This window comes from Acidobacteriota bacterium, assembly GCA_039030395.1.
GTDB lineage: Bacteria > Acidobacteriota > Thermoanaerobaculia > Multivoradales > JBCCEF01 > JBCCEF01.
On the sequence record JBCCEF010000001.1, the window covers coordinates 273,194 to 294,150 of the forward strand.

The window sequence follows — 20,957 nt, forward strand, 5'->3', positions numbered from 1 at the left end:
CACCAACGGAATCGGAGACATCCATGTCCAGCGCCCACCGGAATCACCCCCTTGTGCTTCACACTCCTTGCCCCGCACTTCGATCCCACGTGGACCACTTCTGGCACTTGCGATGCGGACCGCACCAATCACACAGCCGGGAGAGAATCTTGCCGACAACGGCGACCGAGCTCGTCATTGACCTCCGCGACGATTCCGACCTGCCGGACTGGACGATGGTCATCGGACCCCATGCGGGGTTCTTCAGCATCGCCACCGATGTTCGCGCCGACGCGGTCGGCATTCACTTCCGACCTGGAGGCGCCTACGCCTTGTCGCGAACGCCTGCCCTGCACCTGCGAGACACCTTCGTGGTTCCCGAGGACGTGTTTGGTGCGAAGATCATCCGCCTCCTGCGCTCGCGGCTGCTGCCGCTGACGGAGCCGATGGATCGCTTCAATATCCTCGAAGACTTTCTCCTCCAGTGCCTCGACGCCGGGCCGCCGAAAAGTCACCCAGCGGTCGCGATGGCAACGGCGGCTTTCCGCCAACAACCCGATGGGCCTACCGTGACCGAGGTAGCCCGCTCCACGGGCTATAGCTCCACTCACCTGGTAACCCTCTTTCGTCGCGAAATCGGAATCGCACCCAAACTATTCTGCCGCATTCAGAGGTTTCGACACGCTCTTCGACAAATCGAAGAGCAGAATTCAACGCTCAGATGGGCCGATCTCGCGTTCGACTGCGGATACTCCGATCAGGCACACATGGTCCGAGAATTCCGAGAGTTCTCTGGGTACTCACCCACCTCCTTTGTTGCCCGGCGAACTTCGCTAGTCGGTCATCTTCGCGAGGATTGCGTGAGTCAATCGGCACCAAGCCTTCTCAGCATCTAGCAACAAGAGCAGGCTTCCTGCTTCTACAGTCCGGTGCAAAGACATCAAGGGATCTGCCCCTCCTCGGTCTGTTTCAAATGTCCCAGGAATGCGCTGAGTCTTCGATTGAAGTCCGACGCCCTCTCGAGCATAAAGAAGTGCGTCACTTCATTCAGGATTTGAAAATCCAGTTCCTCGATCATGCTTTCGGCAAGGCTGCGATTTTCCTCCTTCCAGTGGGTCTGCATCGGGCCTCGCGACACCAACATCAAGACCGGGACTTGGATCGGGTCTTGCCGCCAGGTACCTGGATCCGTCAAGGCCTCTAGACCACCCTTCATGACGTGTAGAGGCGTTGCCAACGCCGCCTGGTGAATCAGACCGAGGTCCGTCTCGGTCAACTCGCCCCTTGGCATTTGCTGCACCATCGTGCTCATCATGTCTTCCTTCCCACTGTCGAGCTGCGCCCTCAGCCACGCCGCCATCTGGTCCGTGAGGGGCTGGCGAATCGGACCGTCCACTAGCACCAGTGCCGCCGTTTTCTCGGGAAACAGCCGATAGTATTCGCGGACCGTCGGCACTCCATTGCTGTGGCCAACGAGCACCATTCTCTCAAGTCTCTCTGACTTGACGACGGTCTCAATCCCCAACGCTAGCTCTCGAAATCCAAATCGATACTCTGGCGGCTTGTCGCTTTCGCCATGACCCAACAGGTCGATCGCCAGCAGTTGCCCTTGCCATTCGAGCCCTGCCAGCTGGCGATGCCAGATCCTTCGGTCGCTGTTGGCTCCGTGTACGAAGACGATGGGGATCTCCTCTGCGCCCGGTCGAGTTTCGTATGCGATTCTCCAGTCGCCAAAGACGGCGATTCGGTTTTCTTTCGAAACGGTCATTTCGACTCCATCCAACGGATGCCCCCTTCTCTCAATTCTGTTGCCAAACATAAAGACTGCGATGGTCGAAGTCGCATTGGCCGATCACGCGGTCTTTGACCGCCGCACCACCGAGGCTCAGGCTACGCTTCCCTTCGCCGTCGCGAACGATCAGTCCTCGTCGGTCCTTGACGAAAGTCGCGGAGTTGATATCCAGGCCAAGGCGGCCGTCCTGCCGCTCGTCCACCGGCAGCGCCGGAACACATCCGGCGGTCTCATCTTCCTCCGCGTAGCCCACTGCACTCCCTAGATCCAGCAGCAGTTCCCAGGCAACCCTTGAATATGTGGTGTCGCCGTTGAACGATCCGAAGGGCATCCGATAGACCTGAATGCGGTTCGGGCTCTGGGATGGCCCGGAAGGACAGCCCAGGTTCTGGCAAGGTATTGCGCCGCCTAGATCGAAAGGAAACGGGTAGCTTCGGGTCCAGTACACCATCTGGTCGGCGGCATCGAAGGTCAAGTCCAGGTTGATGCCGAAGTCGTAGTTCCAGCGCCCCCCCGGTATTCGGCGACACGACTCCGAGCGGCGAAAACTCGCTCCGGAGTACCCACAACCAGGGGCGATTCGGAGTCGCTAGGTAATGGTAGGTATGAGTCCGGCCGGTGCCCAGAAGTGCATCCTCGAACAGCTCCGTGTTGTCGCCGTTCATCACACCAAAGTGGAGACCTCCGTCGCCCAGAAGCGACGTCTGCGAGGGTCTGAAGAAGCCAGAGACCAGTTCGGCCAAGATCTCCGGCGGGTCGACGGCCGGATCCCCAGGTGGATCACAGGTCCTGGGCGTGGCGAACGGATCGGTCGTTGCGAAGATGGGATCGGTCCACTCGAGACCTCCATTGGAGTAGCTCAGGCAAACTCGTCCCGCAACATTCTCCGGCGAATCGAAGAGCCCTATCTGATCCAGCCCATCGCCGTTCCAATCGCCAGCCACTGGCAGCCAATCGTCGCCGACGATCGCATACTTGGTCGCAGAAACGACGGGGGCTGCCGCGGTGTTTCGATTCTTCAGGAAAATCGTGTTCCTCTCTTGCCAGAAAACACCCGCCGTATCCACTCCGTCTCCATCCCAATCGCCCATGACCGGCAGCAACGTTCCGGCCGGAGGACCATCCACGAAGAAGTCGAAGTCCCGCGTGGCGGCACCGCTGGTCTGCGCGGCTCGTAGTAGAAACCTGGCTTCTTGGGCCGAGAAGATTCCGACACTCTCCGTCGAGCCGGCATCCCAGCGGCCGGAGACCGCCATCAGCTCAGAGACTTTGGGGGCTATGGAGAAGCTGAGATCGGGAGGCCCATGCGAGAGAGTGTGCCAGAGGCGCACCGTCCCCTGTGGGTCGACGAGCCCTACCAGGTCGCGGTGAAGAATCGCACTAACGGTCGGTAGTGGTTCGCCAGCTCGTGAGATCGGGCTGTGCGCCAGGATGCCCAAGATCAGCCAACCGCTGAGGGCAGCCGTCGATCCGAGAGGACGCTGCCAACCGAGCTCACAGCGGCGGCGTGCCTTCTCCTTGACCAGGCGGTCGCTCACCGGGTTCTCTCTTGAACCTCCGGCACGATCGATCGCAGGCTCGGCGAGCCTCAACGCCGCTTCCTTCCAGCATCCTGCAGCAGCAGGGTCGAAAGCTGCATTCGCGCGACCTCTTTTGCATCGGCTTCGAGGCAGAATTCCAGCCCGCACGCCTGGTCGACCGCCCTCTTGGTCGCCGACACTGCGGCGGGAGCGAAGCTGGCGATCAGCGCCGCAAGATCTTCGGCCTTTGCGTTCAGGCAGCCTTCGTCGACGACGCTGTGAAGGAAACCGGCCTCGAGCCCCTGATCGGCCGTGAGAATCTCGGCAGAGAGCGCGATGCGGCGCAGATAGCCCGGAGATGTCAGTCGAGCAAGCGGCGCAACGGCCACCGGTGCGAACATGATCTCTGGATGGCCGAAAGACGCCCGATGGCTGGCGATGATGAAGTCTGCCGCCAGCGCCAGGTCGAAGCCACCGGCCAGTGCCGGCCCGTTGACCGCTGCGATCATCGGTTTCGGAAACCGGTAGCAGGCGTCGTACCATTCCCGATAGCGGTGTCGAAACGCCTCGACGCCAAACTTGTGGACTTCGGGCAGATCATAGCCGGCACAGAAGACTCCTTCGCCCCCATCGAGAATGACGACGCGGACTGCCGGGTCTGCTGCCAGATCGCTCAGAGCCTTTTCGATCTCACGGCGAAGCGCCATCGACAAGGCGTTGTGCTTTTCAGGCCGGTTCAACGTAAGCCTCGCCACGCGAGGGTTCGGTCTTGTGACGACAGTCAGTTTTTCTGGCACTTCGCCTCTCTTGCCAGCCCCACTAGGCCGGAATCGTTTTTCGTGGACGATCACCGCATTCCTCCAAGTACCTCGCGCAGCCCTCGATCGACATCGAAGGCTTCGCCAAGGTGTTCCAGGTTTCCTCTCCGGTGAAGGGATAGGAGGAAGGTGCGAAATCGCGCATGATACGTGAAAGAAAACGATAGCGAGCCGAGAACAGACCCAGCAGCCCCACCGTGACGTTCTTCAGTTCGCTCACCGGCACAGGCCGGGAGCGTGCCGCCGCGTAGCGACGAGCCGCCTCTCTCAACGAAAGTTCCTCGGGACCCTGGCAATGCCACTCCTTGCCGAGTGCTTCGTCGCGGACCAAGGCTGCCGCTGCCAACCGACCGAGGTCGTCACCGGAAACCCAGTAGAAACCTACGTTGCCCCGGCCGAACACCCATAGCCTGCCACCTCGAACAAACGTCTCGAGGGTCTCCATCGCCCAACTCGATCTGAGGAGCACCCACGGCACCTGCCCAGCTCGTAACGACTCGTCGGCCGCCAGCATGTTCTGCGTCAGCCAAAAACGGGAGTCTTCTCGCATTTCGAGGGCTGTCAGGCGAACGATTCGCTCGACACCCATCTCCTCAGCCGCCTTGACGACAATCGGCACTCCATCGCGTTCTGGGCAGAACGCCGGCGGAGGACGCATGGCGGCCACGTTCAGGTAAACACGATCACCGGGCGAGAGAAAGCGCTTCACCGATTCCGGATCTTCGAGGTCGCCTTGGACGAGGCGAACGGCCTCGGGCAAGACACGGGCCGCTTTCTCCGGGTCGCGGACGAGCGCCTTCACCACCAAACCTTCCTGCACAAGGCGTCGAACGACGGGTCGGCCTAGCATTCCCGTTGCACCGATGACTGCGCAATGTTTCGTCAGATCTTGATTGCTCACGTTCTTCCCAATGGACCCGGTCGTTGCATCCCGTCGTCCTCAATCATTCTCATTGAACGGATAGAAACAGCTACTCCCCAATGGTGCGGTCCGATACTTCTTTTGCCACTCCAACAGCAGCGGTTCGGCCGAAGAAGAAGTGCAAAGCCTCCCCAAAAGTAAACTTGCCTCCGCTGTAGATTCGAAGTGGCAACCCCGAAAGACCTTTGAGAGCCAGCCCCACATTGGCCTGCGCTTGCTTCGCTCCGGTGTACCCTACTCCTTCGGCGAAAAGACCGTAGTTCTTGCCGGATCCGATGGACGGCGCAAAGAAGGCCCCTTTGACGATATTCGGCCCCGTGAGACCAACCGTAGTGAACTGCGATAGGACCACATGAACAGCAAATTCTCCGCGCGTTTTGTCACCACCAGGACCCACCGGCTCATCGAGCCCCGTATACTGCACGAATGAGTACAAGGCCTCCCCGACGAATGTGTCGTTTCGCGCACTGATCGTGGCCCCCGAGTCCGAATCCTCGGACGATTCACTAGACGAGTCTCCGACTGGTTCGCTGGGTGCGCGACTCACACCAGACGTCTCGACGCCAGCTTTTCTCAGGTTCTCCAACTGCCTTTCGGTGTAGCTCCTTGCTTGCCCTTCGGACTTCTGCGAGCTGCGCTTGGCACCGGTGACGTCAACCGAGGCATTGCCAGTCTTGTCCGCCTCTTCTTCCGCCAACCCAGACGGATCCACCATGTTGATCGGATCATTTGCCGCGTAGGCGAAGAGGCTCCAGGCCCCGTTGCTGCGAGCAGGATCAACGGAAAGGAATCGTCCGATCTGAGGTAGATAGGTGCGAGCCTTCATGAAGGTCGTGATGCCGTTGCCATCTCGCGGCAGCTCGTAGTTGTAGTGGTTCCGATCCGTGACGTGTCCCGCATAGCCCAGGCTCTCGGGCATGTCTCCTTGCTGGATTCCCCAGGGCGTATAGTGGATGGGGCCCACAACGTCCGGCACCTGCCCGGACTCGTCGTAGTCCAGCAAAGCACGGACGCTTCCGAGGTGATCGGATGCGAGGTGGCGAAGGGTGTATGGATGATTTCGGACGCCGTCGGACCCCTGATAGAGGACGACTTCCCGCCCCACGTAGGATCGAAGTCCGAAGGCCCCCGGGATCGCGCCGTCGACCGGGTTGTACTGATCGGTCAGCCTAAACTCCTGCATGGGAGTGCCGCCGGGGCTGTGGAAGGTGACCAGAGCCTCAGAGAAGTCGTCCCTCAGGTCGCTTACTTCCCCCGCGCTCAGGATGATTCCGCCTGGATCCGTCGAGGTGAGAGGATCGGAGCGCACGGGCAGACGATTGAAGACCCCGACCCGGTTCCCATCGGCATCGAAGATATACATGGCTTGGTAGAGATAGTCCCCCACCTCCATGGACGGATATCTCCACCACCAGGCATTGTGCTTTCCAAATTCGTCGTATCTCAGATGCGTCGAGCCGATTCGTTCCAATAGACCTCGGAGGGAATAATCGATCTCCCAGGTACCCACTTTTGAAACACGATTCGTGTGCCGATCGAGCTCGGTAATTGGGAAACTCGAGGTATCACCTTGAAGGAGATTGTCGAAGGCATCGTATTCGTAGGTGTAGTTCGGAGGGGTACTACCGCCCAAACTTACCGTCGAGAGTCGACCGGCCAGGTCGTAGTCATAGCGAGTCTGACCAATGAACTGGATGTTTCCTCGTTTGTCGTACTGCATCAGCCCGGAGTCCCAAACTTCGCTCGTAGTCCAGTGGTACATACCGACACTGCGAATCCTCGGCAGATGGAGCTCGGGGTATAGAACCGAATTGGGCCTGCTGTCTTCGTGAACCTCAAGCTGCCGCGTGTCGTAGGCCACAGGGCTTCCGCTCAGGTTGTAGCGGTTCCGCTGACGGAGGATCCCGTTCGGGTAGTAGGTGTAGGTCAGTAGGTCGTTCCATGAGCTGCCGTCCCCGGGAGTCTCCGTCATTTCCGTCTTGACGAGTTCTCCCCAGCTATAGCTGTGGCGCAGCGAGAGGTCACGGAAACCCTCGAAGCCGCCGTAGCTCGGATAGTTCACCTGCACGACCCGGCCGAGCCCGTCGAAAACCCAGGTAGCGTCCGCGGTGTACATGGTGGAGCGGCCCCCAGCCAGTTCTTCAAACCAGTTGTCGAGTTGCACCTTGTCGATCGAGACTCTTTTGAGACTCACGTTGCCGCGGTCGTCGTATTCGTAGCTGTCGGTTACTTCATAGAGGAGGTTGACTCCTTGGCCTTCGAGAGGGCCCTGCTGGGCATCGGAGTAGAAGCCGGTCCCCGGCCCGGTGAAGTAGTTGAACCGGGTCGCGCTCGCCAGGCGCCCCCCCTCACCGAGCGGGTGGTATTCGTTCTGCACCAGAGTTCGCGACGCGGCGTTCTTGATTCGCACAAGCCGTCCGGCCGCATCGTATTCATTTCGAACAGAGTAGCCGCCGGGGTAGTCTGTCTTCCTTAGATTTCCCAGAGAGTCGTATTTGTATTGAGTTTGGCCCTCGACTTCCGGCAGGTCTTCCGACACCAAGTAGCCCCGTCCGTCGAGGGTTCTCTTCCTCTGCTGCTCCACGGAATCGCCGCCCTCGGGCTCGTCGGTGCGGCTGACCGTTTCGACACCTGCCGAGTAGGTGTAGTCCGTTGCCCGGAAAAGTTCATCGTTGCCGCGCAGCGACTCCTTGAAGCTGACGATTCGCCCGAGGTGATCGAAAGTCGATTCTTGCTGAATGGCATCGGGCTCGTACGGTGTGAGCCGCACCAAATAGTCACTTCGGCCGCCTCCGTAGTTGAACTCTACCCAGTCCCCCTTTGGATTCCGGAATCGAAGGAGGCGGCCGAAGATGTCGTATTCCTGAAATCTGTACCGGGTGCGTGCGCGCCAGTTCTCGTCGTCGTTCGGCCCGTTGTTGCCGTCCATCTGATCCCAGAGGGCGCGATCATAGACACCCGTGACCGAGTTCAACTGATCGTTGGGGTGATATAGCTTGCTTTGCCGAATCACATGTTCGGCCGCAGAAGCAACCCGGTAGTCGGCACGCTCCGGCGAAACCCACTTCTCGACGCGTTTCTCTTGGCCGAACTCGTTCAACGTGACGAGGGTTCGGTCGACGAGACGGTTGCCATCCGTGGTGTCCCGGGTCTCGGTGGTCACTTTTCCACCGCCTTCACCGATCACCTGGTAGACCAGGTTGCGGCGACTGCCCCGTCCTGAGGAATTGTTGGCTGGAGCCTGAACGACGACCCGATTCACCTTGTCGTAGGACGTCTGCTCGCAGTACTTCGGATGGACGGTGCGGTCGCAGGACCTCTCTACGAGACCGGTGTGAGGGTTCATCGTGTTATCCACCGAGAGCGGAGCGACGTTGGCAGCATTGGCGGAGCGAGGCCCCCCCGGATGTTTGAACACACTCGTCGCTGTTTGCCCCATCTCGTGGGTCGAGTAAACTCGATACTCCGGGTTCGCTGAGGCACAGTTGGCGACGCCATAGTCCCCACCCGAGTACTCTTCCCAGTTGGGCCAACCATCCCCGTTGGCGTCGTGCTCGCCGTCGCCATTGTCGTCGTCGAGATAGCGAGCCACCACGTCCTTGGCGTCCAGGGTGCCGTTCAAGCGACGGCCGGTGCGGCGGCAGGTCAAAAATCCGGACGCATCGAAGTCATAGTCGACGCGCCAAGTACCGCCATTGCGGGTCGACTTCTTGGTATCGAAGAGATCGAGCCTCCAGGGCTTGACCTGTCTGTGATCGCGCAGGGGGCCCAGCGTCATGTTGCCACCTAGATCGACGGAGTGATGGACAATCTCGGTGCCGTGCTCACTACCGTCGGAATGCCTGACATAGTGGCCTAGGTACTCTGAGGTTTGTAGAGTACTCGTGGCGGTACCGCCGAAATTTGACTTTGTGGTCGCGGTTCGAAAGTGCCCAAAACCGTCGTAGTCCGTGTACCGCACCTCTTTCCATCGACCGCCATGCTCCTCACGGAAAGCACGCAAGGGATTCTTCAGTGTTCGACAGGCCGCTGCACCCACGACGCCGGGCTGCCAGCAATCGGCGAAGGTGTTGTAGGCGAACGAGCGATAGACCTTCCGGTGCAAGGTGCAAACATTCGTATCGTTGACATCGACCAGAGTGCTCTCGTCGTTGCAGTCGTAGACAAGCGACGACAGGAACAGCTTCTCGGATGGACTGCTGAACACACTGCTCTTGCTGAGATCGTTTCGCTTGGTGATCGGAAGGCCATAGTCGCGGACGCGCCAGGTTCCGTTCGAAGGCAGTGAATCTGGATACTCCGTCTTGGTTACCGTGTGGTAGTCCACCTCGTGCCGAAAGTGCTTTTCCGGACCATCCGGATCTGGACCATCCAGATCAGGACTCTCCGGATCTGGGCGAGTCTCGATGTGAACAACGTGGGTTTCCATCGTATGAGACCGATTGCAGCCGTTGCCGGTCGAACGGTCCACCAGGTTGTAGCGGAAGGCCTGTTCTGACTTTGGCGCGGCATTCGGGTCGGCCGTCATGACCTTGCGCCGATAGACCCCGAAGTTCACCACCGTATCGGGCTCCGAGATGTCGTCCCCATCCGGGCACTCGATAGGTAGGTACACTCCACCATAGGAGTATTCGAGTCCCCCTCCGGCAGGCGTCTTGATCTTGGTCAGCGCGCCGTTGTAGTTCTCGCAGCCTTCAAGGTTTGGGGTGTATTCCTGCTTGTATCCGAACTGGTAATAGCCGGTCACGCTATCGGCACCGGGTAGATCTAGACGGTAGAGGAAAGGAATTTCTTGAACGAGGTTGTGCGGACCCGAGAAGGACTGGGCGCGCAAGGGGCAAGCTCGCGTCAGGTGCTCCTCCCCGATCGACAGCTTCCACACCGCGGGGGCACCATTTGCATCGGTGAACTCCACCTCGTCGACGAGCTTCCGCACGGACGTCTGGTACGGGTTGGCCGTGGACGGCTGGAACGCCCGGTACCGCACCACCATCGTCCGCGAATGGCTATCCGTGATCGTCGTCTGCATGCCCCCGGAGGCGTAGGCGAGCTCGACATTGTTGCCGAATGGATCGACGATCCGCTTCAGCCGCCAGCACCGTTCGCCGGCACTGGCCGGACACCCCTGCGCGACTCCGGAGTAGCGAGCGAACTCCTCCGAGAGCCCGTTCGGATGGTCAACATAGATCACCTCCTGTCCATTGGGACCGGTCGCGTCACGCAGACGAATATGGCTACCGTTGCGGGAAAAGCGGGCCGACCCGTCGGCCTTGTCTGAGGGGTGGCCACCAAACGGATGCCGCCCTCCCGAGCGATCGACGTAGAGCCACTTGGTATTGATCTCGCGGACCGGCCAATCCCAGAGATCGTCGTGATTTTGGCCGTCGCTGAGCAGCGTATTGCGCCCGATATAGAGTTCGCCTCCAAGGCTCAGATTCCAACCGAGGCCGGCATTGGTCGGAAATGGCACCGTGATCGGCGCCACCGAGTAGTCATCTCCCGATGTGTTGTCGAGTTCCGATTTGCTCCGGACTTGCCATTTGTTCGAGTTGTGAATCAAGCTCAATCCGTAGGTGAAATTCGGACCGACCTGCCAGGTCTGCCCGACCGGAATCGTGACCACAAGGTTGCCGTTCAGCCGATTGATCGCATCAATAGTGAGATCCGAGAAAAACGAATTGGTATTGAAAAGGCCACGCGCACCGTGGAACTCATCCGGGTATGCCACGGCACCGTTGGCCGAAGTCGGCACGATGTCTACCCCGCCTTCGGCGTGTTCGACATCCGTATGAACGTGCAACGTGGCCTGGTGGGCGCCACCGTTGGTGAAGGCCACCGACTTCATATCGCTGACCCCGTATTCGTCGGTGCGGTAGGTCCAAACGAGCAGAATCTCCAGTTCTTCGGCCGGGTCGAGCTGGTAGCTGCGCACCGGTCCGCCCAAGGCGTCATAGAAACACTTGTTGAGAAAGCCGTCGGGAAGACACGGTGCGTCAGGCGCTAGATTCAGCAAGTCGCCGGCGGCGACCTCTGCCGTCCCCAGGTTCTTCAGCACCATGCGGCGGACCACCGTCTCGTCGCCTTGCCTCTGCGACGAGGTGAAGAAGACATCGTTGAGGACCGGGCGGCCAGCCGTTTCCGCGTCCAAGAGCAAGACGGGAGCCTCCTCAGGCGAAACGACGGAACCCGACACCAGTACAGCCAAAACCTCGGCCCCGCCGGAGAATTGGGCCACCCCCCCCAAGTCGTTTCCGCCCGAAGACGGGCTCCAGAGCGCCCTGGCCAGGACACGCTCGCCGGGCATCAAGGAGAAACCCGAAAGAGGTCTCCAGACGGAGTCAAAGTACTCGAAACAGAGATCTGCCGTTGGGCAGCCGCTGAGGTTCACCGGAGCGCCGTCGTAGAGAAAGTTCCCGTTCTCCAATGCCGAATCACTCACGTTGTGGATCCAGAAGGAACCGTGGGTGAACGTGTCGCCACCTACCACCGTCCCGAAGTCGATGGTGCCCAGGGGCACCGAAGGGCTGGCGAGCAGGGAGTACGCGAGCAACTCAGCCCCGGGCTCGATCCGCTCGCCTTCGAGGTCGATTGAGATCGCCTGGACATAGCCGTCTTCGTTCGTCGCCTCGAGCAACAGGGTGGTCAAGGGAACGTCCGCTGCTGGATCTGGGCTCCACGCCACCTCGATCACATGCGCCGCCGAAGTCGCCGGGAGCACGAACTGCTCGTCCTCCGCCGGCAACTCGAGGGATTCCGACGCGTCGACGACGGCGGTGACGATTACCGGCCCAGCCGAGCCGCTGACCACTTCCAGAGTCTGTTGACCGGATGTCCCAACCTCCACCGACCCGAAGTCAAGGCTCTGTGCCGAGGGAAGGATGTAGCCGAGCACCAGCGTACTCGTCTGCTCAATAGCCAATTCATCCAGCACGGCCCCCGTCGAATCCGCTCCCGAGAACACCAAGCTCCCGCCGAGCACCTCGGCCACCGATTGAGGGAAGTACTGCAAGTCCAAGGTCTCCACCTCTCCGGGATCGAGCAAGCCGTCTCCGGTTCTCGTGATCAGAACCTCACCCGAATCACCGTGCCAATCGACGGATAGGTACAGCGAATGATCAGAGGTGTTCTTCACATCGATGGCCTTTTGCAGATTCGCACCGGAAAAGACTTCGCCCCAATCAGCGACACCTCCGATGATCTCCAGGTCCGAAGAGGAGACCGCCAGAAACGCATCGATCGCCTCGCCCGTCAATTCGACTTCGATCGTCTGCGAGTACCCCTCGGAGTCAGTCGCTACCACCACCAGAGCTTCGGCTGACAGCGGCCCGACCGTAGTGGGCAAGAAAGTCACGGTCACTTCCTGCTCGGCGCCGGCATCCAGAGTCACGACCTCTTCAGAGACCGCGACCGCCGCGGAACTCGACTCGAGCTGCACGATCTGTACGTCGGACGAAACGTTCGACAGGACGAGTTGTCTTTCGCCGGACTGCTCGACCGCCACCGTGCCGAAGTCGATTTCCGGATCGCTGGTTTCCAGGTGAATGTCGGGCTGGACGATGGGAATCAACACGCCCTCTCCAATGGAAACCAGAATCATCTCGTGGCAGACGGCTGGAGAGGCAAGTAGGAGAGTCGCCACAAGCGGAAGGCTGAAAAAACGGGACATGGCAGTTCCTTGAGGTCAGGAAGCTCTCTATTGGCGAGAGTAGGTAAGTTCAGGCGGATGCCCGGCGTGCCGCGCTGTCGGTCTACGAAGCAGGCCTCAATGAAGAACGAACTGCCTCATCCATCGCATCACCTCCGGCAAGTTCTGCGCGACCTCCGAACAGGCCGACACACCAATACCACCCGACCGGCTGGGCACCTTCTCCTGGTCGAAAGAGACCGTCACCAGCTCATCCTTGGCCTTCGCATAGAGCAGCATCGTCAGCAACTGTTTGCACTCCTCGGGGGTGCTGGAGCTGAACGTGCTGTCTGGATTCGTAGTACAGATGATCCAGCTCCGCTTCTCACCGGTTTCGAGTTCGATCATGGGTGCGACATGCCCCTGGTTCGATAGCGGCCATTTCTTGATCGACAGGACTTTCCCGGTACAGTTGACTCTCCCCGCCCAGGCCGGAGAAACGTTCATCAGGACGGCGGTCAATCCCAGCACCACCGCCAGGGAGTGCCTTCGAAACCGAGGTCTGGGCTGAGGTCGCTTGGTGATCATTGGGTTCTCCTCCATAGCTGTTTCTCTACGAGACAAGACTGAGAGTAGGCTTGGAGCTGCCTCCACGATAGAAAGAAATCCAACCCTTTCTTTCGCCGCCCGGCCGCGAAGCACGGTTGCCTCCAAACAGAATCACCAGGGCCTGCAGAGAAGGCTTCCACCCGTACCCGTCGGCTTCAGCAGGAACCCGGTTGGATTTTCTTCAATACAGGGACCAGTGAATAAGGTGAAACTTCTGGGCCGTTACGGGCAAACATCGGGCATCGTTGCCCTATCTATCTGAAGAGACCGGAGAACCTAAAGTGAGAATTCAAAACACCCTATTCGGACTGCTTATGACGATTGTAGGTGTGGGATTCGCGTCGAGCGCAGAAGCACGGGCGACCGACTGCGAATCGACCATAGAACGAGCCAAAGCCGAGGCAATGAAGGGTGACTACAGGTCAGACCTGAAGCTCCTCGACTCCGTTGTAGAACAGCTCAAGCCGTGGCTCGACACCGAGGACTGCGGCTACCTGGCGAACTACTGGTCGGGCTTTGCGCTCTGGCGGAAAGCCATCAATACGGCCAACCTAGACCGCGAGACAGGACATCTCGAACAAGTGTTGCGAAAGGCCATAGACAACTTCGAAGCCTCGGTCGAGAAACGCCCTGACTTTGCTGACGGCCATGCAGCGATCGCTGGCACCACGGGATGGCTTCAAGGATTCGCACAGATCGAAACCAATGAGCGAACGACGCTGGCGATGAATGCCTGGAAGCACATCGGAATTGCATCACAGCTACAGCCAGAGAACCCGAGAGTCTTGTGGGTCAAGGCCGGGATGCTTCTTTCCGCGCCGCCACAGTACGGAGGAGATCGTACTCAGGCACTGAAGATCTTCGAGACGGTAGCGGATCGGTCCAAGAAACCGCTCAGTTCCCTAGGACCCGACTGGGGAGTACCTGAAGCGCTCATGTCGCTGTCGTGGGCTCATCTGAACGCTGATGCACCCAACACTGCCACGGCGGAGCAGTATGCCCTCCGCGCGCTCGAGCTTCAGCCCCACTGGTACTACGTCCGAGAGATCCTTCTGCCCCAGATCCGCGACAAAGCATCCTCACAGTCCGAGACCGAGTCCGGCAAGGCATCCAATCCAACATGAAGCTTGGCTACTGAATCGTTTCGTGAGCGAGATGAAGCCCTCGGTTGGGTTCTTTCGCGACCTACCGGGCCTCTCGCTCCGATTCGAGACCTCGCATTGGACGGAATTCGATACGGTCGGCTCCACCCTCGCACTCCATCTGGCCGATGCAAGAGACGACTCCGCTCCAAGGCGCCTTCAGCAAGACCCACCGGGCACCAGCCGACCACAGCAGGGAGCAGACACGCCACCGATGCGACAAAAAGAGCCGGGACGCTGGGGGAAGCGCCCCGGCCGAGGGAGTCTCGATGAGGAGACGAGACGCACTGTGGGTGCCTGCGCACCCCACAGGGGTTGGGGACGCCTCGGAGTCTCGACGACTCGGCGCCCGGTGACTCAGTCGTAAGGACAGCTACGGTCGTGCCGGTGACCGCGCCGGTGATAGCGCCGCCGCTCGGAGCGGTCATAGCGGTCGTCGTAGCGGTCGTAGCCGTAGCGGTCTGAACGGTAGTAGCGGTCATAGCCGCGAGCGTAGCGCCCGTCGTAGTAGGGCGCATGGCGAGCGAAGATCGTGTGCAGCGTCAGCCGATGGCGATCGAGATGGTGCGAGATCACCGGGCAAGCCTCGTGGTGGTAATGGGTTCGGCCGCTGCGGTAGCAGCGGTCACTGCACTTGTAGCCGCGGTAGGCTACGCGATCGTGAGTGCGGTAGTAGTAGGTCGGTGCATAGCCGGTGTCTCGGAAGCCGAGGGAAAAGTGGAAGCCACCGATCTTGAAGCCGCCGCCGAACAGCCAACCGTGTCCGGCTTCAGCAACTCCCGGGGTGACCAGGATCAAACTTCCGAGGGCGAGGATGATGAGTGCTTTTCGCATGGTGTCTTACCTCCTTGCGGCACTCATAGACCACGAACCGTGCCAACCCTTGGATCGCTAGACAAAACAGTCTCTTTTGGCTTCAAGTAGGTAACAGGAGCCGTCTCGGCGTCCTCATCGAAGGACAGTCGTGATCTCGACGAAGGGTACCGGCTGAGGGCATCACCCCTGCAAGGCCAGGCAAGCCTGCATTTCTCACCCGCAACGGTAGCGAGCAGCCGTAGGTCGCTGCAGATGAAAGGCATCCGCCGGTTCTGCGACGCAGGCGTACCTGCAGTACGTCGAGGAGCAGGTTCCGTGGATAGCGCAGCAGCTTCTGCGGCATCCGGCCTCGCAGTAGGTTGCGGGTGAGGACTGCAGGCCAAAAAGTGGGGGTGGGCCCGCCGCCGTGCGGTCCCCACCCCCGAAGCAAGGTTGACGGACGGCGCCGGCCCTCGAAGGAATCGTCCTCGGAAGAGATTCGTCCGCCCGCATTTCGAAAAGCGAAAAACGCTGAAGGATTGAATCATCAAATCCTCTTTTCGTCCGTCTCGGGCCGAATTTAGGGTGCCGTTATTCGAATTGGATTGAAATCTCGCTTTACCCTTTGGAAGTCTATTTCTATGGCACTCGAAGCAAGGACGCCCGCCACCGCGGGCCTAAGGAGGTCTAGGATGTTCAACCACGCCGCTCACCCGCAGGAACCGTTGTCTCCCGTATCCCTTCGCCAAGCTCTGACCGTCGTGCTGGCGGCGGCCCTGATCGCCACTCCCGTGCCGGCGGCCGCCGTCGGAGGAGCCCTCCAAACGATCAGCGGCGGCGGCAAGGAGATCGGATTCTTACCCTTCTTCACGATGAATCCGCGACTCGAGCTGGATCTCGCACTGATCGCCACCGCCTGCGCCGAAGATCCACCGGCGCACCTCAACTGCGACCCGCTGCCCGGCGGTGTGGACCAGATTGTGACCGGCGTCGGTCTGCGCAACTCCGGCGAAGGCACCATCGCACTGCGCGGCCTGCCGTCCGGCTCCGTCGCGGTACAGGCCTTCTTGTACTGGGGTCGCATCACCGAAGCGCCGGATCGTACCGACCACCTGAAGATCCGCTTTGCCGGACGTCTTCTCACCGGTGAGCTGATCGACGTGACGGACAATCCCTGCTGGACTGAGTTCGGAGTGTTCGCCGCCTACCGCGCCAACGTGCCCCTCGACCTCCTGCAGCCGCGCCTCAACAACGACTATGCGGTCGAGCTCTTCGGCGCCGCCACCACCGACGGGTCGAATCCCTTCGACGACCCGATCAACGGCGGGGATCCTCCGCTGCCCCTCGATGACGGGGCCAGCCTGATGCTCGTCTACTCTGAGCCGAGCATACCGGCGACCTCTCGGGTGTGGATCCACGAAGGACCCTTCGAGATGACCATCGGCGCCGAGATCGATCATGCCTTGGTGGAACCGATTCCGAACGAAACCACCGCCCTGCGCATCTCCCGCGTCGGCGGCGACGGTCAAACTCAGATCGACGGCCTGACGGTCCTTCCCTACACCACCTCCATCGGCCGGGCGGACGAGGACTTCCTCGCCTTCCGGGGTCCGTACACGGATCTCGATCGCACCTCGGACTTTTCGGGCTTCGACGCGGCGCCCCACAACCAGCTGTGGGACTCATCGACCAGCGAGCTGGTTCTGGCCGACACGAGCATTCTGACCGGGGACACCTCCTACCGATTGATGTACTTCGCCACCGACACCCCGGGACCGTGCTGCTGCCCGGAACCGCAGAGCGCCCTCGCTCCACAGCCGTTGGTCAACGGCATCAAGTTCCAACCCACGGATCAGGAGCCCCAGGAGCCCGGCGGCGGCAGCGGCGGCGAGTGCGAGGAGCCGGAAGGCGCCGGCCCCCAGCATATTCCCAACCAGCCGCGGACCCTGCCGGCCTTCGCCAGCGACGGCCCCGGCAACGTCACCCCTTTGCCGGCGCCGGGAGCTGGCGAAACGGTCTACCTGGACTGTGTGGTGACGGTGGCTCACGCCCTGACGGCGCGCTAGGACCGGGAAACGATTTCCGGGGAAGCTGCGAAGACCTGGGCGGCGGCGGAGCGGCCGGTGGCGCGGTAGAGTTCCGCCAGCCGCCGCCGGGCCTTGCGGGTGTTGACGTTGCCGGCGCCGCGCTCGCGCTTGAGCTCTTCATAGCTGGAACGCAGCAGCGGCTCCGCCTCGTCGTAGCGGCCGGCCATCGATAGGCAGCTCCCCAGCACGCTGGCCGTCTCGGCCACCCGCCAGTGCCCCGACGGCAGTTTCGCCTGGCGCACCGCCAGCGCCTCCCGCAACAGGCCTTCGGCCTCGTCGAGGCGGCCGGCGTCGGTCAGGATCTCGCCGAGGTAGGTGAGGGTCTTGGCCAGTTCCGGATGCTCGTCGCCCAGGCTCTCGCGCTGTAGGTCGGCCGCCCGCCGCAAGGCGGTCATCGCCGCCTCGGACGCACCTTCGGCCCCGAGCCGCTGCCCGAGACCGGCGAGGGCGACGAGAGTCTTGGGGTGCTCTTCGCCAAAGATCTTCTCGTACAGGGCCAGGGAACGCCGCTGCGTCGCCACCGCCTCGCGGTGGCGCCCCTGGACAAAGCGCAGCAGGGACAGATTCGAATAGCTGCGGGCCACGTCTTCGTGTTCCTCGCCGAAGATCTCCAGGCGCTGTTCGAGAGCGCGCTGGTAGAGCGGCTCAGCGCCCTCGTAGTCGCCCACCGTCAGCAAGGCGTTCGCCAGGTTATCGCGGGTCAGGGCGACCTCCTTGTGCTCCTCCCCAAGAACGTCGATGCGGATCGCCAGGGCCTCGCGCAGCAGCTCGATCACCTCGCCGTAGGTCTCCGCCCCCAGCTTGAGGAGGGCTACGGCGAGATTGTTCGCCATCGCCGCCACGTCCGGATGCTGCGGTCCCAACAGGTTGCGCGAGGTGTCGAGGGCCTCCCGGAAGCGCTCCGCCGCCCGGCGGTACTCCCCCTGGAAGAACAGCACCACGGCGAGATTGTTGACCGTCTCCAGGGTGCTCGGGTGGTCGTCGCCGAGCACTTGCCGGCGCATTTCCAGCGCCTGCCCGTAGTGCCCAGCGGCGCTTTCGTAGTCCGCCAGCACTTCTTCGATGAGGGCCAGGTTGTGGAAGTCCTGGGCCACCACCGGATGGGGTCCCGAGAACACCCGACGGTCGATCTCCAGGGCGCGCTCGATGAGCGGCCGCGCCGCCTCCGGATCGCCCTGCTCTTCGAGCAACAGGGCGAGATTCGACAGCGTCTCGGCGACCTCCTGGCGGTCGTCACCGTAGGCGTCGCGGTAGATCTTCAGGGAGCGCTCGAGGTGGACGCGCGCTTCGTCGTAGCCGCCGCTGCCGCGCAACGCTTCGGCCAGATCGTTCAAGGCGCCGGCAACGTGGGGGTCGTCTTCACCGTAGGACCGCTCATAGGCCGCCAGGGAGCGCCGAAAGAGGTCCAGAGCGTCGTCGTAGGAGCCCTGTGCCCAGCGCACCGCCGCCATGTGATTGAGGCTCTCGGCGACATCCGGGTGATCCGGCGGCAGCTCTGCCGAGCGCACGCCGAGCGCTTCCGCCACCAGCGGGCCGGCCTGCTCGTAGAGGCCGAGCTTGTAGTAGACAAAGCCCACCGAGTCGAGCAGGGCGGCGCGAATCTCCGGCTGTTCGCCGAGCTCCCGACGCAGCTTGCGGGCACCGCGGTCCAGCAGCTCGCGGGCGGTGATGGTCTCGCCGAGGGAGGTCTCGGGATTTGAAATCTCGAACATCTCGGCCATGAAGCCGGCCACCCGCAAGGCCTTGTCGCGCTCCTGCCGGGCGCGCTGGGAGGATTGGAAGAGGGCGATGCCGGAGACCACGATCACCAGCAGGAAGGCCGCCGCCACGGTCACCCCCAGCCGATGCCGCCGCACGAACTTGCTGGCCCGGTAGGCGAGGGTCGCCTCTCGCGCCAGCACCGGCTGCCCTTCCAGGTGATTGCGCAGATCCCGCGCCAGCAGCTCGACGGAGCTGTAGCGGCGGGAGCGATCCTTGGCCAGGGCTTTGAGAGAGACATTGTCGAGGTCGCCGGCCAGGCGGCGGGTCAAGGCCTCCGGCCGGCCGCCGCGGCGGCGGGCGATCTCCTCCGCCGCCAGGGGCTCGGCACCGTCGACCGGTTTGGGCCGGCGGATCACCTGGCTGGGTAGCGGTGGCTCGTCCTCCAGAATGCGCCGCTCGACCTCCCGGCGCGGCACGTGCAGCCCCTGGATCGGTCGGCGGCCGGTGAGCAAAAGGTACAGCACGACCCCCAGGGAATACACGTCGCTGGAGGTGGAGATCAGGTCACCGCGCACCTGCTCCGGACTGGCGTAGGCGAGGGTGAGGGGTTTTTCGAGTTCCGTCAGGTCGACCTGCGTGGCGGTGGCCTCCGGCGCCAGCAGCTTGGCGATGCCGAAGTCCAACAGCTTGACCGTGCCGTCGCCGGTCACCAGGATGTTCGAGGGCTTGAGGTCGCGGTGCACCACCAGATTCTGATGGGCGTGGTAGACCGCCGAGCAGACGGTGGTGAAGAGCTCGAGGCGCTCGGTGATGGACAGCCCGTGGTCGTCGCAGTAGCGGTGGATGGGCTCGCCTTCGATGTACTCCATGACGAAGTAGGGCAGCCCATCGTCGGTGGTGCCACCGTCGAACAGGCGAGCGATGTTGGGGTGGTCGAGGTTCGCCAGGATCTGCCGCTCGCGACGAAAGCGTTCCAGAATGCCCGGGCTTCCCATGCCCGGACGCACCACCTTGATGGCGACCTTTTGGTCGTACTCGTGATCGTCGCGCAAGGCGAGAAAGACCTCCCCCATGCCCCCTTCGCCGAGCTTCTCGACGATCCGGTAGGGGCCGATGCGGCGCCCCTCCTCGCGCTCCTTCTGTTGGTCGTTGAACAGGCGAATGCCCTCGACGACGGCCGACTCGATGGCCGCCGAGGTGGAACGATCCGCGTCGAGCAGGCGCTCGATTTCGATGCGCAGTTCGGCATCGTCCGCACAGCGTTCGTCGAGGAAGGGCGCCACGGCATGGGCTTCGAGGTCCACCGCCTCGGCAAAGAGGGTCTCGATCCGCTGCCAGCGCTCCGGATCCATCGGGCTAGGGCTGGGTTTCATCGAGCAGGGCCGGCCTGGCCTTCATCGCCTGCAGCAGCCAGGCGCGCGCTAGACGGGTGTCGGCGATCACCGTCGCCGTGGAGACGCCGAGAAACTCAGCCGACTCTTCGATGGTCATGCCGCCGAAGAAGCGCAGCTCGATGATGCGGGCCTTGCGCACGTCGATCTTCGCCAGATTCTCGAGCGCCTCGTCGAGCGCCACCAGATCGGCCCCTTCGTCGCCGGACACCTCGCCGGCGTCCTGCAAAGAGATCTTAGGCACCCCGCCACCGCGCTTGGCGGTGCGGTGGCCGCGGGCGTGATCCACCAGGATACGGCGCATGAGCTGCGCCGCCACGGCGTAGAAATGAATGCGGTCGCGCCAGCGGGGATGGGTCTTGCCGGCCAGCTTCAGATACGCCTCGTGGACCAGTTCGGTGGGATCGAAGCTGTGGTCCGCGCGCTCCCGCTGCATATAGCGGCCGGCCAGCCGCCGCAACTCACCGTAGACAAGCGGCATCAGGCGATCGAGGGCTTGGGGATCTCCCTCACGCCATTCCACCAGCAGACTGGTGACTTCTTCGTTCGGCGATTGCGGCATGTCGTTCCACCATCC

General features: G+C 61.8%; 12 protein-coding genes. 3 read left to right on the forward strand and 9 right to left on the reverse strand.

Features of this window, described 5'->3' with window-relative positions:
• Nucleotides 1-23 precede the first annotated feature (23 nt).
• Entirely contained in the window at nucleotides 24-875 is an 852-nt protein-coding gene (locus AAF481_01045) for a helix-turn-helix transcriptional regulator (protein MEM7479732.1), read from the forward strand.
• Nucleotides 876-919: 44 nt separating this feature from the next.
• Here the strand turns inward: AAF481_01045 and AAF481_01050 are convergent, their stop codons facing one another.
• The 6 genes from AAF481_01050 to AAF481_01075 all read right to left on the reverse strand — a co-directional run bounded on the left by AAF481_01050 (nucleotide 920) and on the right by AAF481_01075 (nucleotide 13,243).
• Nucleotides 920-1,747 (reverse strand): alpha/beta hydrolase, encoded by an 828-nt coding sequence (locus tag AAF481_01050; protein ID MEM7479733.1) that lies wholly within the window; start codon nucleotides 1,745-1,747, stop codon nucleotides 920-922.
• A gap of 31 nt (nucleotides 1,748-1,778) precedes the next feature.
• Nucleotides 1,779-2,246, reverse strand: coding sequence for a hypothetical protein (locus tag AAF481_01055; protein MEM7479734.1), 468 nt, complete (start codon nucleotides 2,244-2,246; stop codon nucleotides 1,779-1,781).
• Nucleotides 2,247-3,359: 1,113 nt separating this feature from the next.
• A complete protein-coding gene (locus AAF481_01060; protein ID MEM7479735.1) occupies nucleotides 3,360-4,142 on the reverse strand; it encodes an enoyl-CoA hydratase/isomerase family protein in 783 nt (260 codons plus the stop codon).
• On the reverse strand, nucleotides 4,111-5,010 hold the full coding sequence (locus tag AAF481_01065; protein ID MEM7479736.1) for an NAD(P)H-binding protein: 900 nt from the start codon (nucleotides 5,008-5,010) through the stop codon (nucleotides 4,111-4,113). Before AAF481_01065 ends, AAF481_01060 begins: the two co-directional genes overlap by 32 nt.
• 70 nt (nucleotides 5,011-5,080) lie before the next feature.
• Nucleotides 5,081-12,697, reverse strand: a complete 7,617-nt coding sequence (locus AAF481_01070) for a choice-of-anchor D domain-containing protein (GenBank protein ID MEM7479737.1) — start codon at nucleotides 12,695-12,697, stop codon at nucleotides 5,081-5,083.
• 96 nt (nucleotides 12,698-12,793) lie between these two features.
• Complete coding sequence (locus AAF481_01075; protein MEM7479738.1) at nucleotides 12,794-13,243, reverse strand: hypothetical protein; 450 nt, start codon at nucleotides 13,241-13,243, stop codon at nucleotides 12,794-12,796.
• Between the two features lie 302 nt (nucleotides 13,244-13,545).
• Between AAF481_01075 and AAF481_01080 the strand changes: the two genes are divergently transcribed.
• Nucleotides 13,546-14,388 carry a hypothetical protein gene (locus AAF481_01080; protein MEM7479739.1) on the forward strand — a complete coding sequence of 281 codons (843 nt, stop codon included), beginning with the start codon at nucleotides 13,546-13,548 and terminating at the stop codon, nucleotides 14,386-14,388.
• A gap of 375 nt (nucleotides 14,389-14,763) precedes the next feature.
• Here AAF481_01080 and AAF481_01085 read toward each other — a convergent pair whose 3' ends face one another.
• Entirely contained in the window at nucleotides 14,764-15,240 is a 477-nt protein-coding gene (locus AAF481_01085) for a hypothetical protein (protein ID MEM7479740.1), read from the reverse strand.
• Between the two features lie 653 nt (nucleotides 15,241-15,893).
• On the opposite strand from AAF481_01085, the gene AAF481_01090 reads away from it, so the two are divergent.
• Nucleotides 15,894-17,267, forward strand: a complete 1,374-nt coding sequence (locus tag AAF481_01090) for a hypothetical protein (protein MEM7479741.1) — start codon at nucleotides 15,894-15,896, stop codon at nucleotides 17,265-17,267.
• Here the strand turns inward: AAF481_01090 and AAF481_01095 are convergent.
• Both AAF481_01095 and AAF481_01100 read right to left on the reverse strand, forming a co-directional pair.
• Nucleotides 17,264-20,362: a serine/threonine-protein kinase gene (locus AAF481_01095; protein MEM7479742.1), complete on the reverse strand. Its 3,099-nt coding sequence runs from the start codon at nucleotides 20,360-20,362 to the stop codon at nucleotides 17,264-17,266. The two genes, AAF481_01090 and AAF481_01095, sit on opposite strands and share 4 nt — an antisense overlap.
• Nucleotides 20,346-20,942, reverse strand: a complete 597-nt coding sequence (locus AAF481_01100) for a sigma-70 family RNA polymerase sigma factor (protein ID MEM7479743.1) — start codon at nucleotides 20,940-20,942, stop codon at nucleotides 20,346-20,348. The genes AAF481_01095 and AAF481_01100 overlap by 17 nt, the downstream gene beginning before the upstream one ends.
• Nucleotides 20,943-20,957: the final 15 nt, after the last annotated feature.

Bases quoted from the DNA above. Each gene is read 5' to 3' on its own strand.
- AAF481_01100 (MEM7479743.1), bottom strand. From the start codon at position 20,942: ATGCCGCAATCGCCGAACGAAGAAGTCACCAGTCTGCTGGTGGAATGG.
- AAF481_01090 (MEM7479741.1), top strand. From the start codon at position 15,894: ATGTTCAACCACGCCGCTCACCCGCAGGAACCGTTGTCTCCCGTATCC.
- AAF481_01095 (MEM7479742.1), bottom strand. From the start codon at position 20,362: ATGAAACCCAGCCCTAGCCCGATGGATCCGGAGCGCTGGCAGCGGATC.
- AAF481_01085 (MEM7479740.1), bottom strand. From the start codon at position 15,240: ATGCGAAAAGCACTCATCATCCTCGCCCTCGGAAGTTTGATCCTGGTC.
- AAF481_01050 (MEM7479733.1), bottom strand. From the start codon at position 1,747: ATGACCGTTTCGAAAGAAAACCGAATCGCCGTCTTTGGCGACTGGAGA.
- AAF481_01075 (MEM7479738.1), bottom strand. From the start codon at position 13,243: ATGATCACCAAGCGACCTCAGCCCAGACCTCGGTTTCGAAGGCACTCC.
- AAF481_01045 (MEM7479732.1), top strand. From the start codon at position 24: ATGTCCAGCGCCCACCGGAATCACCCCCTTGTGCTTCACACTCCTTGC.
- AAF481_01070 (MEM7479737.1), bottom strand. From the start codon at position 12,697: ATGTCCCGTTTTTTCAGCCTTCCGCTTGTGGCGACTCTCCTACTTGCC.